15 protein-coding genes are annotated in these 23,532 nt (G+C 71.4%); 7 read left to right on the top strand and 8 right to left on the bottom strand.

Going from position 1 to position 23,532, the window contains the following annotated elements:
* Positions 1–50: 50 nt before the first annotated feature.
* The 4 genes from LXT21_RS21495 to LXT21_RS21480 all read right to left on the bottom strand — a co-directional run bounded on the left by LXT21_RS21495 (position 51) and on the right by LXT21_RS21480 (position 4,957).
* Complete coding sequence (locus tag LXT21_RS21495; RefSeq protein WP_254040019.1) at positions 51–977, bottom strand: TolB family protein; 927 nt, start codon at positions 975–977, stop codon at positions 51–53.
* Between the two features lie 147 nt (positions 978–1,124).
* Positions 1,125–1,916, bottom strand: a complete 792-nt coding sequence (locus tag LXT21_RS21490; protein WP_254040018.1) for a LytR/AlgR family response regulator transcription factor — start codon at positions 1,914–1,916, stop codon at positions 1,125–1,127.
* Positions 1,917–2,018: 102 nt separating this feature from the next.
* Entirely contained in the window at positions 2,019–3,137 is a 1,119-nt protein-coding gene (locus LXT21_RS21485; RefSeq protein ID WP_254040017.1) for a sensor histidine kinase, read from the bottom strand.
* Between the two features lie 161 nt (positions 3,138–3,298).
* Positions 3,299–4,957: a M14 family zinc carboxypeptidase gene (locus LXT21_RS21480; protein WP_254040016.1), complete on the bottom strand. Its 1,659-nt coding sequence runs from the start codon at positions 4,955–4,957 to the stop codon at positions 3,299–3,301.
* Positions 4,958–5,036: 79 nt separating this feature from the next.
* On the opposite strand from LXT21_RS21480, the gene LXT21_RS21475 reads away from it, so the two are divergent.
* The gene (locus LXT21_RS21475) at positions 5,037–5,495 is read left to right on the top strand and encodes a YaiI/YqxD family protein (protein ID WP_254040015.1); all 459 of its coding nucleotides are present in this window, start codon (positions 5,037–5,039) and stop codon (positions 5,493–5,495) included.
* A gap of 10 nt (positions 5,496–5,505) precedes the next feature.
* Here the strand turns inward: LXT21_RS21475 and LXT21_RS21470 are convergent, their stop codons facing one another.
* The 3 genes from LXT21_RS21470 to LXT21_RS21460 all read right to left on the bottom strand — a co-directional run bounded on the left by LXT21_RS21470 (position 5,506) and on the right by LXT21_RS21460 (position 9,595).
* Positions 5,506–6,963 (bottom strand): glycoside hydrolase family 6 protein, encoded by a 1,458-nt coding sequence (locus LXT21_RS21470; protein ID WP_254040014.1) that lies wholly within the window; start codon positions 6,961–6,963, stop codon positions 5,506–5,508.
* A 195-nt stretch (positions 6,964–7,158) separates the two neighbouring features.
* The gene (locus tag LXT21_RS21465; protein WP_254040013.1) at positions 7,159–8,832 is read right to left on the bottom strand and encodes an amidase; all 1,674 of its coding nucleotides are present in this window, start codon (positions 8,830–8,832) and stop codon (positions 7,159–7,161) included.
* Between the two features lie 25 nt (positions 8,833–8,857).
* Entirely contained in the window at positions 8,858–9,595 is a 738-nt protein-coding gene (locus LXT21_RS21460) for a lysophospholipid acyltransferase family protein (RefSeq protein WP_254040012.1), read from the bottom strand.
* A gap of 113 nt (positions 9,596–9,708) precedes the next feature.
* On the opposite strand from LXT21_RS21460, the gene LXT21_RS21455 reads away from it, so the two are divergent.
* The 3 genes from LXT21_RS21455 (at position 9,709) to LXT21_RS21445 (ending at position 13,477) form a co-directional block, all read left to right on the top strand.
* A complete protein-coding gene (locus LXT21_RS21455) occupies positions 9,709–10,605 on the top strand; it encodes a PilZ domain-containing protein (RefSeq protein WP_254040011.1) in 897 nt (298 codons plus the stop codon).
* Positions 10,606–10,662: 57 nt separating this feature from the next.
* Positions 10,663–12,441 carry a leucine-rich repeat domain-containing protein gene (locus LXT21_RS21450; protein ID WP_254040010.1) on the top strand — a complete coding sequence of 593 codons (1,779 nt, stop codon included), beginning with the start codon at positions 10,663–10,665 and terminating at the stop codon, positions 12,439–12,441.
* Positions 12,442–12,655: 214 nt separating this feature from the next.
* Positions 12,656–13,477 carry a mechanosensitive ion channel family protein gene (locus tag LXT21_RS21445; protein WP_254040009.1) on the top strand — a complete coding sequence of 274 codons (822 nt, stop codon included), beginning with the start codon at positions 12,656–12,658 and terminating at the stop codon, positions 13,475–13,477.
* A 159-nt stretch (positions 13,478–13,636) separates the two neighbouring features.
* Here the strand turns inward: LXT21_RS21445 and LXT21_RS21440 are convergent, their stop codons facing one another.
* Positions 13,637–14,578 carry a hypothetical protein gene (locus tag LXT21_RS21440; protein WP_254040008.1) on the bottom strand — a complete coding sequence of 314 codons (942 nt, stop codon included), beginning with the start codon at positions 14,576–14,578 and terminating at the stop codon, positions 13,637–13,639.
* 2,421 nt (positions 14,579–16,999) lie between these two features.
* Between LXT21_RS21440 and LXT21_RS21435 the strand changes: the two genes are divergently transcribed.
* From LXT21_RS21435 to LXT21_RS21425, 3 genes are read left to right on the top strand one after another with little or no spacing between them, the layout of a single operon-like run.
* Entirely contained in the window at positions 17,000–18,199 is a 1,200-nt protein-coding gene (locus LXT21_RS21435) for an HlyD family secretion protein (RefSeq protein ID WP_254040007.1), read from the top strand.
* Between the two features lie 3 nt (positions 18,200–18,202).
* Entirely contained in the window at positions 18,203–20,899 is a 2,697-nt protein-coding gene (locus LXT21_RS21430) for an ATP-binding cassette domain-containing protein (protein ID WP_254040006.1), read from the top strand.
* Positions 20,896–23,085 (top strand): ATP-binding cassette domain-containing protein, encoded by a 2,190-nt coding sequence (locus LXT21_RS21425; protein ID WP_254040005.1) that lies wholly within the window; start codon positions 20,896–20,898, stop codon positions 23,083–23,085. Before LXT21_RS21430 ends, LXT21_RS21425 begins: the two co-directional genes overlap by 4 nt.
* Positions 23,086–23,532: the final 447 nt, after the last annotated feature.

Raw genomic sequence — 23,532 nt, 5'->3', positions numbered from 1 at the left:
CCCCCGCCCGGACGAGGGATGACACCAGGCGGAGGCGCTCGCGCGGTGGCTCAGTGGCTCACGTCGCAGGTGCCGTCCTCGGACAGCAGCCCGCCGACGCGGACGTGGTAGAGCTCACCGGGGACGAACGGCTCGTACTGGTGGCGCACGAAGTAGAGCGTGCGGCGGTCCGGCGAGAGCGTCGGGTGGTACTCGTCCAGGTCCGTGTTCACCGTCGGCCCCAGGTTGCGCGCCGGCTGCCAGCCGCGCCACGTCTTGTTCGCGACGTAGAGGTCCCCATAGCCATGGCCATCCGGACGGGCGATGGACGCGAACAGGAGCGTCTTGCCGTCCGCGAGGACGTTCGGGTTGAACTCCCAGTACTCCGTGTTGATGGCGGGCCCCAGGTTCTCCGCGGGGCCGTAGGTGCCGTCGTGACGCGGGCGCGAGCGGTAGATGTCCCAGCCGCCGTAGCCCCCCTCGCGGTCCGAGCCGAAGTACAGCGTGCCCTCCGCGTCCACGCTCGGGTAGAGCTCGTCGGCGGTGCTGTGGACCGCGGCGCCCAGGTGGCGCGGCTCGCCCCAGCCGCCGTCTCGGCGACGCTCCACCACCCACATCTCCACGTCCGCGCGCGGCTGGCCGTGGACGGGGCGGATGGAGGAGAAGAAGAGGCGGCGCCCGTCGGGGGAGACGAACGGGTCGATGTCCGAGTGCACGCCGGAGAAGGGCGCCGGGCGGGGCTGCGTCCAGCGGCCGTTGCGCCACTCGGAGAAGACGATGGTGGCCTGACGCGTCTCGGGGAAGAAGCCCGCGCTCACGCCCCAGAACGCGGTGCGGCCGTCCGGCGTGAAGGCGATGCGCCACTCCTCCTGCTCGGGCAGCGAGATGAAGCCGGGGGCGAGCACCTCCGGCGTGACAGGCGCGGAGGCGGAGGCGGACGTCGCGACGGACAGCGCGAGCGCCGCGAGCAGCGTGGGGATGCGACGGGACGACGACATGGTGGGCTCCTCTCGGGTGTGGCGGGAGGAGTCGGGCTCGCTCTCGCCATGGGCTGAGAGGTACGCGGTGCCCGCTCGCCTGTCCGGGAAGCGGGGATGAAGCGAGGGGGGCGCGGGATGGATGGCGCGCTGTCGGGGACGGCGACGTCAGCGGGTGCTGTCGCCGCCCAGGCCCAGCGCGGCCTCGACGCGCGCGCGGTGACTGCGGCCGGTGCGCACGGCGGTGCCGCTCGAGCCGAGCACCAGCAGGTATTCGCCCTGGGACAGCGGCTCCGCCTCGCGCACCTGGTCCAGGTTCACGAGCACGGAGCGGTGCACGCGCAGGAAGCGCCGCGTGTCCAGGCGCTCCTCCAGGTGCGTCAGCGTCTCGCGCAGCACGTGTTGCGCTCCGCCCACGTGCACGCGCACGTAGTTGGCCTCGGACTCGACGTGGGAGATGGCGGAGCACTCGACGAAGCGGATGCGCCCGTCCACCTTGACGGGCAGCCGCCGCAGCGGCGCCTCCGACAACGCGAGCCCGGACAGGAGCGCCTCCTGGCGCGCCACCGCCTCGCCCCGACGCACCAGGCGCACCTGCTGGCGCGCGCGGGCGAGCGCGGCGCGGAAGCGCTCCTTGTCATAGGGCTTGAGCAGGAAGTCCAACGCCTGGGCCTCGAAGGCCCGCACGGCGTGCTGCTGCCACGCGGTGACGAAGACGACCACGGGCAGCGACTCGGGCGGCAGCGCGCGGAGGACCTCGAAGCCATCGCCCGCCGGCATCTCGACGTCCAGCAGCAGCACGTCCGGGGAGGACTGGAGCACGCCGCGCACGGCCTCCGCCCCACTGGCGGCCTCGGAGACGAGCTCGACGTGCGGCTCCGCCGCGAGCAGCGCGCGCAATCGAGAACGGGCGAGCGGCTCGTCATCCGCGAGCGCCACGCGAAGCACGGACGGTTCCACGACCTCACCACCCCCCATCATCACTCGCCCCTCCCAGGCACCTGGCCCGCCCTGGCGCCGCCAGGGGCCCGCGGCCCCGATTCAATCCCGCGCGCGCGGCCCTCACGCAGCCGCCCGCGCGCCATCGAGCGGAACCCGCAGCTCCACCACCGCGCCGCGAGGAACCCCCGCGCGCAGCTCCAGCGCGGCCCGGGGCCCGTACAACGTCGCCAGCCGGGCGCGCAGGTTCGACAGCCCCACGCCGCCGCCTCTCGGAGGGCCGCTCGCGGGAGGCCCCATCCCGTCGTCGCTCACCCGCAGGCGCAGCACGTCGCCCTCCCGCTCGGCGGAGATTTCGATGCGCCCGGGCTCCGCGCGCGGCGCCAGTCCATGGCGGATGGCGTTCTCCACCAACGGCTGCAGCGCCAGATAGGGCACGCGCGCGTCCAGCACGTCGGGGCCCAGCTTCCAGGCGACCTCCAACCGGGGCCCGAAGCGCGTCTGCTCGATGTCCAGATAGGGCGCGAGCGCCGCCTGCTCCTCGCGCAGCGTCACCTCCTGCCGCGCATGGGACTCCAGGCTGTGGCGCAGCAAATCCCCCAGGCGCGCCAGCATCTTCTCGGCGGCGTCCGGGTCCGCGTGGACCAGCGAGGCCACGGCGTTGAGCGCGTTGAAGAGGAAGTGGGGGCGAAGCTGCGACGCCAGGGCCTGGAGCCGCGCCTGCGCCAGCTGCGCCTGGAGCTGGTCCGCCCGACGCTGACGCACGTGCGCCCTGCGCGCCAGGCCCAGCGCATGGGCGCCCGCCGTCAGCAACACGAAGGGCAGCAGGTTGTTCACGACGCTCTGCGCCAGCACGTCCAGCACCTGGGGCGTCCGCTCGTACCAGCCGATGAGGTCCTGGGTGAGCACGACGAAGGTCGCTCGCCCCAGCACGACGACGAGCAGCGCGCCCCCGTGGAAGCCCAGCGCCCGGCGCAGGTGTCCTCGCGCCAGGGGCACCCGCTCGGACAGCCGCAAGCACATCACGGTGATGGGCACCCACAGCAGGGAGCTGGCGAGGGACATCCGCCACAGCGCCCCTTCCACCCCCTTCAGCTCGCCAATGCGGACCAGCAATTGCGTCTGGCTGACGGAGATGAGCGCGTCCGCGAGCCACCACCCCAACGCCCCGAGCCACACGGCCCAGGACGGCAGGGGCTCCACCTCATCCACTCGGGGATGGACCGGCTCCGCGTCGCGCATGCGCGCAGAGGCTAACCATCTCCCGGGAGGGCTTCCACGTGCGCTGGGATGAACCGCTCCGCGTCAGGGATGAACGGCGCTCCCCATCATGCGAGCACTCCAGCGTCGCGGTGACGTTGCCGTCCGGGTGGACCCCGACCGACGTCAGGGCCCCTTCCGCGTCACTCCGCCTTCTTCGGCGCGGGGGCGGGGCTCACCACGCGGTGCACGGGGTAGTACCCGCCCACCTCCAGCAAGGTGTCCAGGAACTGCCACCGGCAGAAGCCGTCATCGGAGTGCGGCTCCAGCAGGTAGACGGCCAGCGTGCCCGCGCGCTGCGCCGTCGGGACGCGGAGCGTGCCCTGGGCGAACTCGCGCTCGCCGCGCTCGGGAGAGACCGTCAGCACCGTCTCGAAGCGCACGGGCTTGGGCTTCTGGCTCAGCGGCACCTCCGCCTGTCCGGGCGGCGGCACGTTGGCGGCCACGTCCGGGCTGAAGGTCTCCTCGCGCCGGGCGATGCGGTAGCTGTCCACCAGGAAGCGCTGCGCCTTGGGGAGCACCTCGAAGCGGATGCCCTGCGACTCCAGCCGGGGCGCCAGCGCCGCGGGCACCAGGTACGCCTCCGGCGTGCTCACCGCTTGCGTCGGGATGAACGTGCGGTGGTGCGGCACGCGGTAGACCTTGCGCTTCTTGCCCGGGAAGCGCCGCTCCGCGACGCTCTTCTCGTCGAAGGCCTGGATGCGCGCCAGGTCGCCGGGCTTCACGTAGGCCGGGTAGTCGAACGTCAGCTTCCCCTCCCCGTCCCGCGTGGCGACGCCGTAGTTGATGCCCACCAGCGTCTGCAAATCGGGCGTGGTGCCCCGGGCGATGATGGCCTCCTCCTGCGCCTGGGTGAGCGCGCGGAGCGTCTTCGCGCTCCGGGCAGCCTCGCGAATCAGCTCCAGCAGCCACGCGTACATCACCGCGCAGCGGCGCGGGAAGTCGATGTAGCTGTACGTCTCCAGCAGCACGTCCAGCCGGCCGAGCAGTCCCCGGTAGTGACTGCCGAAGCGCGGCAGCGCCGGGTACGTGTGCCAGCCCGAGGTGGGCACGCCCTCCTCGCGGTAGTTGCCGTACCAGAAGCTGTCGAAGCCGTGGCGCTTCTGCACCGCCTGGGAGACGCGGTCCAGCATCTGCCGGTTGTAGTCGCGCAGCCCCTGGAACAGCGGCTCGTTGGAGTGCGACGTGTCGTAGGTCAAATCGAAGTCGTGGATGCTGCCGTCGGTGGTGTGGCAGTCGATGAACAGCTCCGGCCACCACGTCTGGTGCAGCTTCGCCATGGCGCGCGTCTCCGGCGCCTCCTGCTTGGTGCTGTCGCGGTTGAGGTTCCAGCCCTCGCCCGTGTAGCGCGTGCCCACGCCGCCCGCCGGGTTGACCTGCCCCTCCAGGTCCTGGAGGTTCAACTTGCGGTTGTTGGGACTGATGCGGTCATTGCCGTCCGGGTTGAAGTTGGGGACGAGCACCAGCACCACCTTGTCGAGCAGCTTCTGGCCCAGCCTGGTGAGCGTCAAATCCCGCGCGAGCGCGAGCACCGACTCCTTGCCCTCCACCTCGCCGGCGTGGATGTTGGCCTCCACCATCACCACGACCTTCTTCTGCTTGCGCGCCAGCTCCGGCGTGAAGCCGTTGCGGTCGCTCACCACCAGCGACACCAGGGGCTGGCCCTCGCCGCTGGTGCCGAAGTCCACCCGGCGGGCGAGCTTCGTGCGGCGGCAGAGCTCGTCGATGAAGGCGAGCACGTCGGAATGACGCGAGGTTTCGGCGTGATTCGAGGCTTCGGCGCGGGTGAGCAGCTGGGACATGGGCGCGCATCCGAGCGCCGCGCCTGGACATCGTCAAGGACTTCATCTTCGCGCCTGTCCACGCCAGGATGTGCGCGCCATGCGAATCTGGGTCGACGCCGATGCCTGCCCCACGCCCGTCCGCGACATCCTCCTGCGCGCCTCGCAGCGCCTGAAGGTGCCGCTCGTCTTCGTGGCCAACAAGGCCCTGTCCCTGCCCCGCTCGGAGCTCGTCTCCACGGTGCAGGTGGGCGCGGGGCTGGACGTGGCGGACCAGCACATCGCCACCTCCGCCCAGAAGGGAGACCTGGCCGTCACCCAGGACATCCCCCTGGCGGCGCTGCTGGTGCCGCGCGGCGTCGTGACCCTGGACCCGCGCGGCGAGCTGTTCACCGAGGAGAACATCGACGAGCGACTCTCCGTGCGGAACTTCATGCAGGAGCTGCGCGAGAGCGGCGTGACGACGGGCGGTCCCAGCGGCTTCAATGCCCAGGACCGCCAGCGCTTCGCCGCGACGCTGGACCGCGAGCTGGCCCGGCTCCTGCCCAAGCGAGGCTGAGCGCGGCCCGTCAGGTACCGTCGATGAGGCGGATGGCCAGGTCGGGGCTGAACGTGCCCGCGGGGGTGTTCGGCGCGATGCCGCAGTTGCCGTCCGAGTCACCCGGCACCTTCACCCACAGGAGCAACTCCGCCCCGCCGCCCACCTGGGAGGTCACGCCCAGCCTGCGGCCACCGGGGTTGCACCACTCGCCGTTGTGTCCGTTGCCGTTGCGGCTGGTGTCCACGACGAAGGGCTTCGTGTAGCCGTAGCGCGAGTTGAGCGCGGTGTTCACGTTGCCGCCGTACGTCGTCGACTGCGCCGTCGTGTAGAAGTTCGACACGTTGAGCGCGAAGCCCCGGATGTTGCGCACGCCCGCGGACTCCAGCCGCTGCGCCATGGTGTCCGCGCCAATCCAATTCGCGTTGCCGCCGTCCAGGTAGGCCCAGGTGTTGGGCGCCCTGTCCCGGAGCTGCTCCGTCGCGTAGCGCAACAGCCCCAGGCGCGTCTGGCGCTCGGTGTCGTTGGGCAGACAGTCGAGCTGCGCGACGGCGTCCGGCTCGATGATGACGATGGCGGGACGGCTGCCCAGGCCGGTGACGAAGGCGGAGATCCACGCGCGATAAGCCTCCGGGCTGCCCGCGCCACCGCCGGAGTGGCTGCCACAGTCACGCCCGGGGATGTTGTAGGCCACGAGCACCGGCAGCTTGTCGGCCGTGTCCGCCGCGCCGACGAAGCTGGACACCGCGGCCGTGATGTCGCCGCTCCAGTTGCCGAACCAACGCGCGCCCGGCTTGCTCGCGATGGACGTCTGGATGCGCGAGGCGCGCGAGTCCCCACCGTTGTTGCGCACCCAGGTGGCGGGGTTGGAGTTGGGGTCCACGTAGAAGCCGCTCGTCATCGCCACCGGTCCACCGCCGCCCGGATTGCCGCCCCCCGACGTGGTGAGGGAGATGTCGTCCAGGAACAGCGAGAACGCGCCCCGCCCGCCCACCTGGAACGTCACCTGCCCCGCCGCCGTCGCGAGGTTGGACGTGAAGGGAAAGCTGAAGGTGCGCGCCGTGCCATCCAGCGTGATGTTCTGGTCCAACGGCGCGGTGTACGGCGCCGTGCCCAACTGCACCGTGGCCCGCACCGTCACGTTCGCCGTCGCGGAGGCGGTGAACGTCAACGTATAGGCCTGCCCGTTCGCCAGCGCGATGTTGTCCTGCCCCATGGGCGCGTCCCACGGATTCGCCGTGCCTCCGGTGACGTTGACGCGCAGCCGGCCGTTCTCCACCACGGACTGTGTGTTGGGCCCGTTCCACCAGGGCGCCGTCTGTCCACTGTTGAAGTTCCCGTTGACCACCAGCTCCGCCAACGGCGCGGTCTGCGATCCTGCCGTCTCCGGCGCGGGCCCCTGCGCCTCCGACGAGGACGGACCACACGCCGCCACCAGCGACGCCGCGAGGACGAACGGCACCCAACCCACCTGCTGACGCAGTTGCATGAAACAATTCCTCCTGCCCGGAACCGGATGCCAGGAATTGACGTCCAGCGAGTCACGGGCCTTTGGCGGCCCCGAGAGTCCACGCCGCGCGCCGAGGGAATACTGGCAGGTCTTTCTGGCTTTGCCAGTGTGAATACACACAAGCCCATGAGGAACCATGGGCTTGGCAAATTTCAGGCTGTCTTTGAATCGCGTTCAGCGCAGGGCGGTGACGTGCACGGTGGGCGTGCGCGCCGTGGTGGAGCGCTCCACCACGCGGCCCAGGCGCAATAGCAGATGCTCCTCGTAGGGGCGGCCCATGAGCTGCAGTCCCACGGGCAGGCCCGCGCTGTCGTGGCCCGCGGGGACGGACAGGGCCGGGAAGCCCGTCAGGTTCCCCTCGCGCACGAAGCGCATCAGCGCGTCCACCACGGGCAGGTTCGACTCGCCATCGGGCAGCGTGCCCTCGGGGATGAGGGGCGCGGTGGTGGCCGTCGACGGGGTGACGAGGACATCCACGCCCACCATGACGGCGAGCAGCTCGCGTGTCAGCCGGTGGCGGTGTCGCAGGGCGTGCACCAGGTCCGTGGCGCGGAAGTGTCGGCCGATGGCCAGGTTGGTGCGCGAGTCGAGCCCGAAGTCCGAGGCGTGCTCGCGAGAGTGCGGCAGCATCGACTCCGCCATCTCGCTGAGGATGATGCAGCTGTGTGTCCAGAGCACGGTGTTCAGGTCCGGCGCGGGCACCTCCACCACGGTGGCGCCCGCGTCCGTCAGCGCGCGCACCGCCTCCTTGCAACGCGCCACCACGTCCGGTGACGCATCCTCGAAGTAAGGCCAGCAGATGCCCAGCCGCACGCCCGTCAAATCCGCGCGCTCGTAACCGGACAGGTGATGCGAGGGCTGCCCCTGGGAGACCAGGTCCTTGCCGTCGGGGCCGGCCAGCAGCGCATACGCCGCCGCGACGTCGTCCACGGTGAGGCCCATGGGCCCCACGTGCCCCACGTTCCAGCACAGGGGCGGTACGCCCGTCTCCGGGATTCGACCCCACGTCGCCTTGAGCCCGACGATGCCGCACAGGGCCGCGGGGATGCGGATGGAGCCGCCGCCGTCCGCGCCGATGCTCAGCGGACACAACCCCGCGGCGACGACGGCGGCCGAGCCGCTGGAGCTGCCTCCGGTGATGTGGCCCCGGTTCCACGGGTTGCGCGCGGCGCCGTGGTGCGGATTCAACCCGATGGGGTTGATGCCAATCTCGTTCATGTTGGCCTTGCCCAGGATGAGCGCGCCCGCGGCCTTGAGGCGCGCGGCCACCGTCGAGTCCACCGAGGCCACCTGGTCGCGGAAGCGCGTGCCCAGCGTGGTGGGGAAGCCCGCCAGGTCCACCTCGTCCTTGAGCACCACCGGCACGCCGTCCAGCACGCTCAGCGCCCGGCCCTCGCGAAGACGCTCGGCGGAGGCCTCCGCGGCGCGCAGCACCTCGTCGGGCTTGCGCGCGATGAACCACCCCATGCGCGCCTCGCCGCGCTCCAACCGGTCGATGGCCTCGTTCAGCCGCCGGGCCACGGAGACCGGGTCCGAGCCACCCTCGCGGTAGGCCCGCACGTACGCGCCCACCGTCTCGCGCCCCGGCGTCGCGGGCTGGGCGGAGATGGCCCGCGCGGCCTGCTCCGTGGGGGACTGGGGCTCGGTGGCGGGCGCGCCCGGCGGCAGCGGATATTGGAGCGGAGGCGCATCGCCGGCGGACAGCTCCCGCCACCGGTCGATGCCGCTGTCGCGCACCAGCTTCTCCAGCACGGGCGAGCCGACGGCGCTCTCCAGGGTGTTGACGAACGCCTTGAGCGCCAGCCCCGACACGCGAGGCGCCTTCACCGGGTTGCGTTGGTAGGACATGCCCGGAGCCTACCCCCAGCCCGGGCTATTCCAATCCCTGGGCCCTGGCGAGGGCGCGCAGCCGCTCGACGAGCGCATCCCGGTCCTCGTAGCGCAGCCCTTGCGTGGGGATGGCGGGCAGCAGCTCCACGCGCACCCTCCTCGGCCGGACGCGCCACTCCCCGAAGGGCAGCACGTCCCGCGCGCCGTGGAACACCAGGGGGACCAGGGTGGCGCCGGAGTGGATGGCGAGCACCGCCGCGCCCTTGCGGTAGGGGTTGAGCCGCCCGTCCTCGCTGCGCCGGCCCTCGATGGACATGTAGTAGCTGGCGCCCGCGCGCAGGGCCTCCGCGGCGCGGTCCACGGCGCGACGCGCCTGCGCGCTCCACTGGCGCACCACCACCGTGGAGCCCTGGGCCCAGGGCACCCAGCCAGCGAAGGGCAGCGCCGCATACTCGATGTTCATGAAGATGCGCACCGGCCGAGGCAGCGCCGGGGGCGTCACGAACGTCTCGCTCAAGCTCGTCTGGTTCAGCTGCAGGAACAGATACGAGGAAGCGTCGTAGCGGCCCTGGTTGTGGTCCACCACCTCCACGTCCACGCCGAAGACGCGCCGGGCCCACAGACACCACAGCCGCATCAGCGCGTCCGAGGCCCCGGGGCTGACGGGGCCCAGCAGCAGCGCGGGCGTGAGCAGGGGGGGCATCGCCGCGCACGCCACCCCCCAGCGCAGCAGGCTCGACAGCAGGCCCGGGCGGGTAGGGAGCGAGGGAGGGACGTCCATGCGCTTGCCTATACCAGGGTGTATGCATGAGGACAGGGTGGAAGTGGACCTCTCGCGCCTGTCCGTGAGGACATGGCAGGCTGGGAGGCGCGAAAGGCAGGCAGGGGGGCATCATGGGAAGTCCACGCGTCAACGCGCTCGAGGAATACAAGACGCTGCTGGAGCGGCAGCGCACCCAACCGCTCGGCCCCGATGAGGCGCAGCGTCTGGAATTGCTCCGGGACGTGCTGCTGGAATTGGGGGCGCTGCCACCCGAAGGCAGTCCGTTGCCCGCGCGCCCCGCTCGCGCGGACGCGGTGCTGGAGCTGACGTTCGCCACCCAGGACGACGTGGTGCGCGCGTACAGCAGGAACATCGGCACGGGAGGGCTCGCCATCCGTACGACGCGCGCGCTTCCGGTGGGCAGCACGCTGGAGCTGCGCATCACCCTGCCCGACTCGGGCCAGGCGCTGCGGGCCTTCGGCCAGGTGGCGTGGTCGCGCGAGGACGGCATGGGCGTGGCCTTCACGCAGCTGGCGTCCGACGGTGAGCAGCGATTGAAGGCGTTCGTGGCCCAGGACGCCTCGCTGCTCCAGCGCGTGCGGGGCGTGTTGAAGACGGACGTGATGGAGCTCTTGAAGAAGGACGTGCGGGAGCTGGGCAAGGGGCCCGCGCCCCAGGCCGCCAACGCGGTGGAGCTGGACACGCGGGTGCCGGTGCTGGTGCGCCTGTCGGACGCGCGCTTGATGGCGCTCATCACCGAGCTGTTCGAGCAGAAGGGCCTGCGCGTGGTGACGGACAGCGACAAGCCCGCGCGCATCATCATCGTGGACACGGGCTCCGCGCTGGATGTGCTCAGCACGGCGGCGCGCCCCGGCTCGCGCATCGTGATGGTGAACGTGAGCGGGCCGGACTCGCTGATGGGCCGGCTGTCGAACCTCAGCCCCGCGGCCTTCGTCAAGGGCCCGGCCAGCGCGGCCTCCGTGCTCGTCGCGGTGGAGAAGCTCCTGGCGGCGACGAAGTCCTCCTGAGCCGGGGAAGGAACCGCTACGCTCGGCCCGATGAGACCTGGGTCGTGGCGACTCCTCGTGGGACTCCTGTGGGGCTGCGCCTCCACGCCGCCGGTCCTCCCGACGCCTCCCCCCCGCATCGAGCCACCTCCCGCGGTGCTCACCGCCTACCGCGTGCTCCCGGGAGGAGGGCTCGAGCGCTGGCGCCCCCTGACGACGGACGCCACCGGCTTCCAGCCTCCCGCCGAGGGCGCGTGGTGCGCGGAGCCGCTCGGCGCGCTCGTGACGGAGGAGGAGGCACGCCAGCGGGCCATCGCGTCGAAGGCGCATCGGGTGCCCGAGCTCTGCTTCGACTCGGCGGCCCTCCCCGCTCCGTCGCTCCTCGCGACGCTGCTGCGCGACTCGGGCGTGGTGGGCCTGCGCGCCTCCGGCACCTCGCTGGGCGACGCGCACCTGGAGGCGCTGAAGGAGCACACCTCCCTGGAGGCCCTGCACCTGGACGGCACGCGGGTGACGGACGCGGGGCTCGCGCACGTGACGGGGATGCGGAGACTGGCCGTCGTCCGTCTGGACGAGACGGCCATCTCCGACGCGGGCCTCGGCTTCCTCTCCGGGCTGACGACGCTGCGACGCCTCACCCTCGCGGGCACGGCCATCAGCCCGAAGGCGCTGTCCGCGCTCGCCTCCCAGTCGGAGCTCGAGTGGCTGGACCTCTCCGACACCGCGGTGGACGACAGCGTCCTCGCCTGGGTCACGGGCGCGCGCCTGCACACGTTGGTGCTGAGCGGAACCCACGTGACGGACGCGGGCCTCGCGCGGCTGCGGCAGCTGCCCGGCCTGACGTGGCTGGGGCTCGCGCGCACCGGGCTCACCGACGCGGGCCTCGCGCACCTCGGCACGCTGCGGAACCTGGAGGCGCTGCACCTGGGCCACACCCGCCTCACCGACCCGGGCCTCGTCCACCTCTCCGGCCTGAAGACGCTGCGAGCCCTGGTCCTCACCAGGACCCATCTGCGGGGCCCGGGGCTCCGGCACCTCGCGACGCTGAGCGCGCTGGAGCTGCTGCACCTCGATGACACCCGCGTGGACGACGAGGCCCTGGGCCACGTGCGCGGGCTGGTGGCCCTGCGGGAGCTGGACCTGTCGAGGACCGCCATCACCGCCCGGGGGCTCGACGTTCTCGCGGGCTTCGTCGCGATGGAGCGGCTGGGCCTGTCCGGACTGGCCGTGACGGATGACTCGCTCGCCGCGCTTCGAGGGATGGAGCGACTGACTCGGCTGGACCTGAGCGCCACGCCGGTGGGTCCTCGGGCCCTGGGGCATCTGGCCGCGGGCCTGAGAGAGCTGGACGTGAGCCGGACCGCCTTCAACGACGAGTGGCTCGCCGCGCTGCGCGCCCTGCCCCACCTCCAGTCCCTGCGCGCCGAGCGCACCCTGCTCACCGACCTGGGGCTGGGCCAGCTGGGCGAGCTGTCGGGCCTGGAGTCGATTCACGTCGCGGGCACGCCCATCAGCGGCTCGGGACTGGTGGCCCTCCAGCGGCTGCCGCGCCTCACGCGACTGGACCTGGGCGCCACCTGGCTCCACGACGAGAGCCTCCAGCCCCTGCGAAGCTTCCCCCAGCTCACCTGGCTCAGCCTCGCCCGGGCGCGCGTCGGGGACGCGGCCCTAAGCCATCTGCCCAGGACGCTGCACACGCTCCACCTGACCCGCACGGGCGTCACCGACGCGGGGCTGAGCTCGCTGCGCGCCCTCCCCTCGCTGCGCGTGCTGGATGTCCGAGGGACCCAGGTCTCGGACGCGGCCCGCGGGGCGCTCGTCCGGGAGCGGGGGCTGCGGCTCGTCACCGCGCCCTGACCGTGTCCACGCCCTCACGTCGAAGCTCCACCTGACGCGTCAGGCCGCCCCGCTGACGCGTCCGAAGCCCCCGCGCCGCCTCCGACCCGGCGCGCCACGGGTCGCGCGTTCGCGGACTTACGTGAGGCCCCCGGGCTGGCCCGTGCCCTGCACACGCGGCCGGAACGAAGCAGGCGCGCCACGACCGTGGACTCTCGGCCGCTTCAGGAGCGTCATGGAAGCGGTCATCGAACAGTTGAAGACGTTGGCTCTCGCGGAGGCGTTCCCGTTCCTGCTCAAGGCGGTGGGCGCGCTCGTGTTGTGGTTCGTGGGTCGCGCCGTCATCGGCACCTTCCGGCGCGTGTTGAACCTGACGCTGCAGAAGCGGCAGTTCGACGCCACGCTCATCCGGTACATCGAGTCGCTCTTCGCCGGCTCCCTCACCATCCTGCTGCTGCTCGGCATCCTGGGGATGATGGGGTTCGAGACCACCTCGTTCGCCGCGCTGCTCGCCGCCGCGGGCATCGCCATCGGCACCGCGTGGTCCGGGCTGCTCTCCAACTTCGCCGCGGGCATCTTCCTCCTGGTGCTGCGGCCCTTCCGCGTGGGCGACGAAATCTCCGCCGCCGGCGTCACGGGCGTGGTGCAGGAGATTGGCCTGTTCGCCACCACTATCGACACGGGCGACAACCTGCGCAACTCCGTCGGCAACAACCGCCTCTTCAGCGACAACATCGTCAACTACAGCCACCACCCGCACCGCCGCGTCGTGGTGAAGGTGCCGCTGACGCACGGCGGGGACATCCACGGGCTGATGAAGGCCTTCCGCGAGCGCGCCGTGGTGGTGCCCGGCGTCCAGGCCGCGCCCGTGCCCAGCGTCGAGGTGGCGGAGTTCACCGCCCAGGGCCCCGTCATCGCCATCGGCGTGCACTGCAAGCCCACCCAGGCCGGCGCCGTGCAGGCCGCCGTCTCGCTCGCCGTGGAGGAGACGCTCATCGCCTCCGGCTACGTCGTCCTCGCGCCGTCGACCCCGCCGCAGCTCGCCAGGGTCGGCTGAGGCAGCGCGTCCTCCCGAGCCTCTCCAGGGAGCAAGAGACACCCGCGCCCGGGACAGGGCGCAAGGAGGAGCGCCTCGAGCGAGGGACGCGCGCTCGCCGAGGCGTCGACCCCGCCCGCGGTGGGGCGAGGCCCCGGCGACGCTCGCCCCCAGGCGGCCTCAGCGAGCGTTCACCGCCGCGTTGGTGGCGGCGATGGCCGCGTCGGCCCAGCGCTTGCCGACGGCCGCGTACCCCGGCTCCACGACGAACGGCGGGAGCATGTCCTCCGACGTGCGCTCGTTGTGCATGTTGAGCGGCCAGATGTCCTGGGCGGCGCAGGCCAGCCGGACGGCCCTCCAGGACAGCCCCGCCGCCTCCATCACCCGCAGGTAGTCGTCCCGCTCCAGGCTCCTGGCCGCGTTCTCGAAGATTTGGGGCCGCATGGCGCGCGTCGCCGGCTGCACGGGCCACCAGTCCTTGCTGCGCCGGCGGTACTCCTTCACGTCCGCCTCCCGCCGGGCCGCCAGTCGCGTCTGGAAGCCCGCCTCCGTGTCCGTCAGCAGCTCCAGCGCCTTCTGCCCCATGGCCGCGTAGAACACGTCGCTCGAGTGGTCCTTGCGTGCCTGGGACCCGACGAAGGCGACGTACTCCCGAGTCGCCGCGAGCAGCTCCCGCTCCGCGTCCTCCACCGAGGGCGCCGCCGCCGAGCGCGTCTCCTCCACCTCGCGAAAGCCGTCCTCCTGCGGCACGGCCGACTGGGGATTGGGGCCCGGCCACGGGAAGAAGTAGCGGTACCAGACCACCCGGTCCGGGAACACCAGCGCCAGCTCCGGCAACCGGGGCGGGGAATCGGGCGGGTCGTACAGAAACCAGATCGAAGGGTCGGAGATCCGAAGCGCGCGGATGGCCAAGAGCCCCCGCGCCTTCATCCGCTCGAACCACGGGTCGAACGACGGCTCGAAGCCTCCATCCACCTCGAAGCCCCGGAAGAGCTCCGGGCTCCGCGCGAAGGCGCCCGCCCACGGGTCCTCGAGCATCAGCGCGCGCGCCGGGCGACCCTCGAGCCGCGCGTTGCCGACGATGGCCGCCTGCCAGGCGTACACATGAACCGGGTTGATCATCCCAGGGACTCTAGCGCGCCCTCCCCACGACAGGGATTCGCGCGAGCCGCACCGGGCCCCGCAATGACAGCCGCCAGAGGGCGTGGAACTCCGCCCCCTGGCGACTCGCGTCTTAGACAGGCACCTTAGGCGCCCGAACAAGGACTACAGCGCGTAGGCAGCGTCCAGCACGGGCTGCGTGGGCAGCGGGAGAGAGCCACCACAGCCACGGGGACCACCACGAACCTTGGTCTTGATCTGCATGACGAGCTCCTATCGAGAACAGCGTGGGTCGAAGTCAGTCGGGAAGACTGACGACTACGGGATCTGCGTGATGACGCCGCCCGTGGTGCGCACGGGAATCGCAACACCACCGCCACAGCCACGGGGACCGCCACGAACCTTGGTCTTGATCTGCATGATGGACTCCTCGGAATCAGGTGTGAGTGAAGTCAGCTCGGGAATGCTGACGAACGACTACGGCAGCTGCGCGCGAACCTGGTTGGTCAGCACGCCACCACCGCAACCACGGGGACCGCCACGAACCTTGGTCTTGATCTGCATGGTGTTCTCCTTGTGGATTCCCGGAGGGGAACCCGGGTGGACTACGGGATGCGGACGTTCTGGTTCAGCACGGGCAGGGACACGCCACCACCGCAACCACGGGGACCGCCACGAACCTTGGTCTTGATCTGCATGATGAGCTCCTGGTGAGGATGACTCCATCGCTGGAGTCGGATGGATGAGACGGTGCTGCCAGTCGACTACGGAAGCTGGGTGCGGACCTGGCCGGCCAGCACGACGCCGCCGCCGCAGCCACGGGGACCGCCACGAACCTTGGTCTTGATCTGCATGATGTCTGCTCCTGGTGAAAGACCGCGTTGGATGAACAGCCGAGTCAACCGGTACGACGGACGACGACTACGGCAGCTGGGTGCGGACCTGGCCGGCCAGCACGACGCCACCACCGCAACCACGGGGACCGCCACGAACCTTGGTCTTGATCTGCATGGTACGCTCCTGGATGTACTGCGTTGACACCAGACACCCAACCCATGGGATTGGATGGCTGGAAGGCGTTGACAGAAACTCACGAGTCTACGAACGACGACACCTTCTGGTTCTTCGGTGCCCGCGAATCTATACACACCCCTCTGACACGCGGGTCTCCAAGGTCACCCGCTGTCCCGCCTCCCCCGCGGCCGGATTTCTCCGAGCCACCTCCACAACCCGCGCTGCCCGCCGCTATTCCCTGTCCACCCAGCCATTACGCGGCTCCCGATTCGCCATTGCGTGCGATTCACCGTTTCCGGTTCGCATCGGAAGTGGAATCATTAAAGGCGGGTGTAATCGGCCAGTCAAGTCACCACGCAAAGAATGCGGCGAAAGTCTTTGTAACCTCTCAGGCCACAGCCAATCTCAGACTTCGCGAATCGGAAGAAAATACAGCCGGCTTCGTGAAGGCATAAAAAATCGCCAGCGAGCGATGCTCCGCTCACTGGCGATTTCGAGTCTCGTCCGAGCGAATCAACGCCCGGGGACGAAACTACGGGAGCTGCTGGGCGACGTCGAGGTCGTACCAGATGCTGATGCCGCCGGGGCCGCAACCACGGGGACCGCCACGAACCTTGGTCTTGATCTTCATGTGTCTGCTCCTGGTGATTGAGTCACTACGGTGAAACAACGACAGCAGGCACGACTACGCCAGAACGGTGTCGTACCAGATGCTGATGCCACCCGGGCCACAGCCACGGGGACCGCCACGAACCTTGGTCTTGATCTTCATGATGTCGCTCCTGGTTGAACCACGGTCGCTCCAGCCGGCACGGTTGCCCATGCACACCCGGAGTAGAATCATTAAAAATCGATGAAAATTCGGAGTCAAGCCTTCAACGGAAAAACCCGTCATCCGGAATAGATCCGCGGACTTGGAGAAACGGCCCAATTTATCGAATCCTGAGAGACCCCTGGGTCATGAATCCACCTGAACCCGCTGCCGCGATGCGCAAACCGGTTACAGCGGCCCATCCTGGAGCGCCACAGAGGGGCGCCTCCTCGGCGCTACGGGGTGCCCGCATCACGCCTCGCGTCGCAATCGCCTGAAAACATGTTTTAGCGATTTTATAAGCCCTATCTCCGAGACAGGTCTGACCTGGACAACCCTTGACAGACCCGCGACGCGAGCCGGGACGGGTGCGTGGCTTCGCGCCTGGATGGATTGTCCATTCACGACCCCGCGCGGAAGACCCTCGCGGACCGGGCCCCGAGCCATGACGGGGCGCGCAAGGCGTCCGCGGGTGGCCCCGTGGCTTTGCCGCGCGTCAGTCCGGCGGGCGAGGATGGGCGCCGACCTCCGGGAGCGTCCCGGGTGGAAGGTCTGGCGGGGAGTCCGTCTGTTCCACGGTGATGAGGTAGGCTTCGCTCATGAGAGTTGGTGAAGGAATGTTCCCGCGCACCGTGCGCGCGCTGCTGCGGGGACGAGGGCGCTCGGCGCTCTGGTTGTTGCCGGTGGGGTTGTTCGCCGTCTGGGGCGTGTGGTTCCTGCGAGCGAGCATCACCGTCTACGAGCCCAGCGTGCAGGCGCGGCTGGAGGTCCACCGCGAGGTGTATGCGGTGGATGCGCCGGTGGACGGGCGGCTGGTGAAGACGCGGGTGGAGCTGCACCGGCAGGTGCGCGCGGGCGAGGTGCTCTTCGAGCTCGCGCACGAGCAGGAGGCGCGGCAGCTGGCGGAGGCGGAGGCCCAGCTTCGGGGCCTGGGGCCGCAGCTGACGGCGGCGCGCGCGGAGCTCGAGGTGGAGCAGGGCGCGCTCGTGGCCCAGCAGGAGCGCGGCGCGGCGGGCGTGGAGGAGGCCAAGGCCCGGCTGGTGGAGGCCGAGGCGCTGGCGCGCCGGGCGCTCGAGGAGAAGTCGAGCGCGGAGCAGCTGCACTCGCGCCAGTTGATCAGCGAGTCCGAGTGGAGCCGCGTGCGCACCGAGCTGGAGCGTGCCCAGGCGTCCGAGCAGGCCTCCCGCGCGGCGCTCGCGCGCGTGAAGATGGATGGGACCATGCTGGCCACCGAGCGGCGCATCCGGGCCGCGGCGCTCAAGCGGGACATCGCGGAGCTGGAGGCCGCCGAGAGCGTGTCGCAGGCCACCGTGGAGCGGCTGCGCGAGGAGCTGGAGCGGCGCGTGGTGAAGGCGCCCGCCGACGGCATCCTGGGCGAGACGAGCCCGGTGCGCGTGGGCACGCAGGTGAGGGCCGGAGACCGCATGGCCACCGTCGTCGCGGGCGGCGACGTGCGCATCGTCGCGCAGCTGTCCCCCGCCACGGCGCTGGGCCGGGTGCGCGCGGGCCAGCCGGCGCGCATGAAGCTGGAGGGCTTCGCCTGGACGGAGTTCGGCATGGTGCGCGCCACGGTGGTCGCGGTGGCGAGCGAGGCGCGCGACGGCCTGGTGCGCGTGGAGCTGTCCGTGGACGAGATGCCGGTGGGCATCCCCCTGGAGCACGGCCTGCCGGGCACGGTGGACATCGCCGTGGAGGACTCCACGCCGCTCAGGCTGGTGCTGCGCTCGCTGGGGCGGGGGCTGGAGGCGCCGGCGCGCTCGCGCCCGCTGCCGCCGCGCTCGTCGGGGGAGCTGGAGATGTCGCGGGGTGGGAGCTGAGCCATGGCGGGCACACGAAGGCTGCTCATCCCCGAAGTCATCCAGACCTCCGCCATGGACTGCGGTCCGGCGGCCCTCAAGGCGCTCTTCGACGGCTTCGGCGTGTCGGTCAGCTACGGCCGCCTGCGCGAGGCCTGCCAGACGGACATCGACGGGACGTCCGTGGACGTGCTGGAGGAGCTGGCCGGCAAGCTGGGCCTGGACGCCACCCAGGTCGTCCTGCCTCGCGACCAGGTGCTGATGCCTGAGACGAAGACGCTGCCGGCCATCATGGTGGTGCGTCTGGCGGACAGCAACCTGCACTTCGTCGTCGTCTGGCGCCGCATCGGCGACCGGGTGCAGATCATGGACCCCGCGCTGGGACGGCGCTGGGTGTCCGTGGCGGAGCTGATGGACCGGCTGTACGTCCACGCCCTGCCCGTCCCGGCCGAGGCCTTCCGCGACTGGGCCGGCACGGACGAGTTCCTCGCCGGGATGCGCCTGAGGCTGCAGGCGCTCGTGGACACGTCGCTCGCCGCGAAGCTGCTCGACGAGGCCCTGGCCGACGCGAGCTGGAAGGGCGTGGCGTGCCTGGACGCGACGACGCGGATGGTCCAGACGCTGGTGGACGGCGGCGGCGTGGAGCACGGCGAGCCGTCCGCGCGCTTCCTGGAGCAGTTGCTCAGCGAGGTGCGCGTGGCCCTGGAGGAGGGCCGCGCCGAGCAGGTCATCCCCGCCACCTACTGGACGGCGGTGGGCGCCGCGGACGGTGAAGAGGTGACGTTGCGCGGCGTGGTCTGCATCCTCGCCCGGGGCCTGCGTCAGACGCGCGACGAGGACGAGGAGCCCCTGTCCGCGGACCTCAAGGCGGCGCTGCTGGAGCCCCCCACCCGCCCCCTGCGCGAGCTCGTCGGGCTGATGCGCCGGGACGGCCTGCTCGCGCCCTCCATCCTCGCGGCCATCGCCCTGACGGCCGCGGTGGGCGGCTTCCTGGAGGCGCTGCTCCTGCGCGGCATCATCGACGCGGGCCGCTACCTCACCACCCAGGAGCAGCGGCTGGCGGGCATCGTGACGCTGCTGGTGCTGATGGGCGTGCTGTTCACGCTGGAGCTGCCCCTGGCCATGGGGACGCTGAAGCTGGGGCGCCGCCTGGAGGTCCGGCTGCGGCTGGCGTTCCTCGACAAGATTCCAAGGCTGGGGGACCGCTACTTCAAGAGCCGGCTCGTCTCCGACATGGCGCAGCGCTGCCACGGCATCCACCAGGTGCGCAGCGTGCCCACGCTGGGGGTGGGCGTGCTGCGCGCCACCTCGGAGATGCTGGTGACGCTGGGGGGATTGGTGTGGCTGGCCCCCGGCAGCGCGCCGCTCATCGTGCTGGGCGGGGCCATGGCGCTCGCGGTGCCGCTGCTGGCGCAGCGCTCGCTGCTGGAAGCGGACCGGCGCATGCGCGACTTCGACGGCGTGCTGTCGCGCTTCTACCTGGACGCCATGCGGGGCGCCGTGGCGCTGCGCGCGCACCGCGCGGAGTTGACGCTGCGGCGCGCGCACGAGGAGCCCCTGCACGAGTACGTGGGCGCCGCGCGCACGCTGTTGGGCCGGGGCATCCTCACCGACACCCTCTCCATGCTGGCGGCCACCGGAGGCTCGGTGGCCATCGTCCTGCACGCCGTGTCCCAGGGCATCCAGCCCGGAGCGGTGCTGCTGCTGGTGTACTGGGCCCTGGCGCTGGCCACGGTGGGCAAGCAGCTGGCGGACGCGCTCCGGCAGTACCCCGCCGCGTCGTCGCTCACGGGCCGCCTGATGGAGCCGCTGCTCGCGCCCGACGAGGTGGGCGCGGGGCTGGAGACGGTGGAGGAGCCCTCCCCCGCGGCGCTCGCCTCGCAGCCCCAGGGCGTGGGCTTCACGTTGGAGCAGGTGGAGGTCAAGGCCGCGGGCTTCACGGTGCTGCAGGGCATCGACATGGCGGTGCGGCCCGGTGAGCACGTGGCCATCGTCGGCCCGTCGGGCGCGGGCAAGTCGTCGCTGGTGGGCATCCTCCTGGGCTGGCACCGCCCGTCCTCCGGCCAGGTGAAGGTGGACGGCGAGCCGCTCCAGGGCCAGACGCTGGCGCGCCTGCGCCGGCAGACGGCGTGGGTGGAGCCCGAGGTGACGCTGTGGAACAAGTCGCTGGTGGACAACCTGGCCTACGGCGTGGAGACGAGCGAGGTGCTGCCGCGCGTGGGGCAGGCGCTCCGGTCCGCGGACCTCATCGAGTTCCTGGACAAGCTGCCCCAGGGGCTCCAGACGCGCCTGGGCGAGGGCGGCAGCCTCCTGTCCGGAGGCCAGGGACAGCGCGTGCGCCTGGGTCGGGCGCTGCTCAGGCCCGGGGTGCGGCTGGCCATCTTCGACGAGCCCTTCCGCGGCCTGGAGCGGGACCGGCGCGCCGCGCTGCTGGAGCGCTCCCGGCAGGAGCTGGAGGGCGCCACGCTGCTGTGCATCATGCATGACATCGCGGAGACGCTGACGTTCGACCGGGTGCTGGTCATCAAGGGCGGCCAGCTGGTGGAGGACGCCAACCCGCGCGAGCTCGCCAAGCAGGAGGACTCCGTGTACCGCTCGCTGTTGGACGAGGAGGAGCAGATGCGGCGGGCCCTGTCGGGCCAGGGCGGCTGGAGGCGGATGATGCTGGACCAGGGACAGCTCGCCGAGCAGCCCTCGGAGACGAAGCGGGGGGCGGCATGACGCGCGCTTCGGACGCGAAGGTGTCCAGGCCCGCCGAGCCGCTCGCGGGGCTGGTGTGGCCCATGGAGCGCGGCGCGGAGGCGCTGGAGTCGCTGGCGCGGGCGGCGGGACTGCCGCTGCCCCGGACGCGGGCGAACGTCGTCGGCGCGGCGCCCACGGACCCGAACCGGCTGGGCGAGTGGCTGGACGCCGCCGCCCAGGCGCAGGGGCTGGAGCTGGACCTGGCGTACACGCGCCACGGCGAGGTGGAGAAGGCGCTCCTGCGCGCCTCCCCTGCCCTGCTGGACGTCGTCACCCACGAGGGCGTCCAGGTGGCGGCGCTCCTGAGCGTGTCCGCCTCCGGCCGCACCGCGCGCGTCATCGCGCCGGACGAGACCGAGCGCGACGTGCCCATCGAGCTGCTCACGTCCGGGGTGCAGGCCCTGGTGGAGGGCACCCAGGCCCCCACGGTGGACCGGGTGCTGTCGCGCGCGGCGATGCCGGAGGCGCAGCGGCTGCTCGCGCGGCGAGCGCTGTTGGGCGCGCAGCTGGCCAACACGCACCTGGTGGCGTCGCGCACGCTGCGGCTGCCGCCGGGCGCCCGGCTGGTCCACCACCTCAAGGCCCTGTCCACCGCGCCGCGCCTGGCGCTGGTGCTGGTGCTGGCGGTGCTCATCCAGGTGTGCGTGCTCAGCGCGTGGTGGCTGATTGGCCGCGGCGCGTTCGAGGGGCAGCTGGACCACGGCTGGCTGTGGGCGTGGGCGTTGATGGGGCTGACGGCGGTGCCGCTGCAGGCGGCGCTGGCGTGGACGCAGGGCTCGCTGGCGTTGGACCTGTCCGCGCTGCTCCGGCGCAGGCTGTTGGCGGGCGCGCTGGCCATGCCGGTGGACGAGGCGAAGCGCGGCGGCATCGGCGAGTACGTGGGGAGGACCTTCGAGAGCGCGGGCATGGAGCAGATGGCGCTCGCCGGCAGCTTCACCAGCCTGCTCGCCGTGGTGGACCTGTCCCTGGCCGGCAGCGTCACGCTGTCGGGCCCCGCCGGCATGCTGGGGCTCGCGGCGCTGGGCGGGTACTGCGTCCTGTTGGGCGTGCTGGTGGCGCGCCAGTCGCTGCTGTTCCGGGGCTGGACGGAGGCGCGCGTGGTGATGACCCACGCGCTCATCGAGCGGATGCTCGGCCACCGCACGCGGCTGGCGCAGGAGCAGCCCTCGCGCTGGCACGAGGAGGAGGACCAGGAGCTGGCGCGCTACTCGGACGCTTCCGAGCGTTGGGACGCGGGCACCGCGCGGGTGACGACGCTCGCGCGCCGGGGCCTGCTGCCCGTGGCCATCATCACCCTTCTCCCCGGCGTGCTGGCCGGGGCGAGCACGGCGAGCATCGCGGTGGGCGTGGGCGCGGCCCTCCTGGGGGCCCGCGCGGTGATGTCGCTGGCGGTGGGCGCGCTGGCGCTCATCGGCTCGCGGGTGCTGTTCTCCGCGGTGCGCCCCATGCTCGACGCGGCCCGGCTCTCCGGCGCCGTGGGCGGCGGCAAGGACGACGAGGATGCCGCGCCCCAGGTGACGCCGCTGGCGGCCACCGAGGCGCCGTCCAAGAGCCAGGCGCTGCTCGAGGTGCGTGACCTGTACTTCAAGCACCCCGCCTCGCCGCGCGCGGTGCTCGAGGGCGCCTCCGTGGTCATCCATCCCGGAGAGCGCGTGCTGCTGGAGGGCGCGTCCGGCTCCGGCAAGTCCACGCTCGCCTCCATCCTCACGGGCCTGCGGCGCCAGGGCTCCGGCGTGGTGCTGCTGCGCGGCCTGGACATGTCCACCTGGACGCAGGAGGGCTGGGGCGCGCAGATAGCGGGCGCGCCGCAGTTCCACGAGAACCACATCATCTCCGGCACCCTGGCGATGAACCTGCTGCTGGGCCGCGCCTGGCCTCACACCCAGGACGACGTGAAGCTGGCGCGCGAGCTGTGCGAGGAGCTGGGCCTGGGGGATTTGCTGCAGCGCATGCCCGCCGGAATCCTGCAGATGGTGGGCGAGCGCGGCTGGCAACTGTCCCACGGCGAGCAGAGCCGCATCTTCGTCGCGCGCGCCCTGCTCCAGCGCGTCCAGGTCGTCGTGCTCGACGAGGCCTTCGGCGCGTTGGACCCGGTGACCATGCGCAAGGTGATGGCGTGCGTCGAGGAGCGCGCGCCCACGCTCATCGTCATCGCCCATCCCTGACGGGACTCGGGGGGAACGCCGCCCGCGCGCCAGAGGTCACCGCGCGCGGGCCGGTAACCCCACGGGCGGGACTTCGCGCCCAGGGCGGACGCTGGAAACACGACGGCCGCCAGCGGGGGGAAGCCCACTGACGGCCGAAGGACTGGCGACGGGTCTGAATCAGACTTCTTCGTACCAGATGCTGATGCCACCCGGACCACAACCACGGGGACCGCCACGAACCTTGGTCTTGATCTTCATGGTGTTAGCTCCTGAGGTGCGAGGCTGGAATCACAGCTCGTAGTAGATGGAGATGCCGCCGGGACCACAACCGCGGGGACCGCCACGAACCTTGGTCTTGATCTTCATGGTGTTGGCTCCTGAGGTGCGAGGCTGGAATTACAGCTCGTAGTAGATGGAGATGCCGCCGGGACCACAACCGCGGGGACCGCCACGAACCTTGGTCTT

It is taken from the genome of Myxococcus guangdongensis, assembly GCF_024198255.1.
Classification (GTDB): Bacteria; Myxococcota; Myxococcia; order Myxococcales; family Myxococcaceae; genus Myxococcus; species Myxococcus guangdongensis.
The sequence above is the reverse complement of the archived record's forward strand: the minus strand, read 5'-3'. Positions and strand labels throughout refer to the sequence as shown.

Bases quoted from the DNA above. Each gene is read 5' to 3' on its own strand.
- LXT21_RS21495 (WP_254040019.1), bottom strand. From the start codon at position 977: ATGTCGTCGTCCCGTCGCATCCCCACGCTGCTCGCGGCGCTCGCGCTG.
- LXT21_RS21485 (WP_254040017.1), bottom strand. From the start codon at position 3,137: ATGCGCGACGCGGAGCCGGTCCATCCCCGAGTGGATGAGGTGGAGCCC.
- LXT21_RS21480 (WP_254040016.1), bottom strand. From the start codon at position 4,957: ATGTCCCAGCTGCTCACCCGCGCCGAAGCCTCGAATCACGCCGAAACC.
- LXT21_RS21475 (WP_254040015.1), top strand. From the start codon at position 5,037: ATGCGAATCTGGGTCGACGCCGATGCCTGCCCCACGCCCGTCCGCGAC.
- LXT21_RS21470 (WP_254040014.1), bottom strand. From the start codon at position 6,963: ATGCAACTGCGTCAGCAGGTGGGTTGGGTGCCGTTCGTCCTCGCGGCG.
- LXT21_RS21465 (WP_254040013.1), bottom strand. From the start codon at position 8,832: ATGTCCTACCAACGCAACCCGGTGAAGGCGCCTCGCGTGTCGGGGCTG.
- LXT21_RS21460 (WP_254040012.1), bottom strand. From the start codon at position 9,595: ATGGACGTCCCTCCCTCGCTCCCTACCCGCCCGGGCCTGCTGTCGAGC.
- LXT21_RS21455 (WP_254040011.1), top strand. From the start codon at position 9,709: ATGGGAAGTCCACGCGTCAACGCGCTCGAGGAATACAAGACGCTGCTG.
- LXT21_RS21445 (WP_254040009.1), top strand. From the start codon at position 12,656: ATGGAAGCGGTCATCGAACAGTTGAAGACGTTGGCTCTCGCGGAGGCG.
- LXT21_RS21440 (WP_254040008.1), bottom strand. From the start codon at position 14,578: ATGATCAACCCGGTTCATGTGTACGCCTGGCAGGCGGCCATCGTCGGC.
- LXT21_RS21435 (WP_254040007.1), top strand. From the start codon at position 17,000: ATGTTCCCGCGCACCGTGCGCGCGCTGCTGCGGGGACGAGGGCGCTCG.
- LXT21_RS21430 (WP_254040006.1), top strand. From the start codon at position 18,203: ATGGCGGGCACACGAAGGCTGCTCATCCCCGAAGTCATCCAGACCTCC.
- LXT21_RS21425 (WP_254040005.1), top strand. From the start codon at position 20,896: ATGACGCGCGCTTCGGACGCGAAGGTGTCCAGGCCCGCCGAGCCGCTC.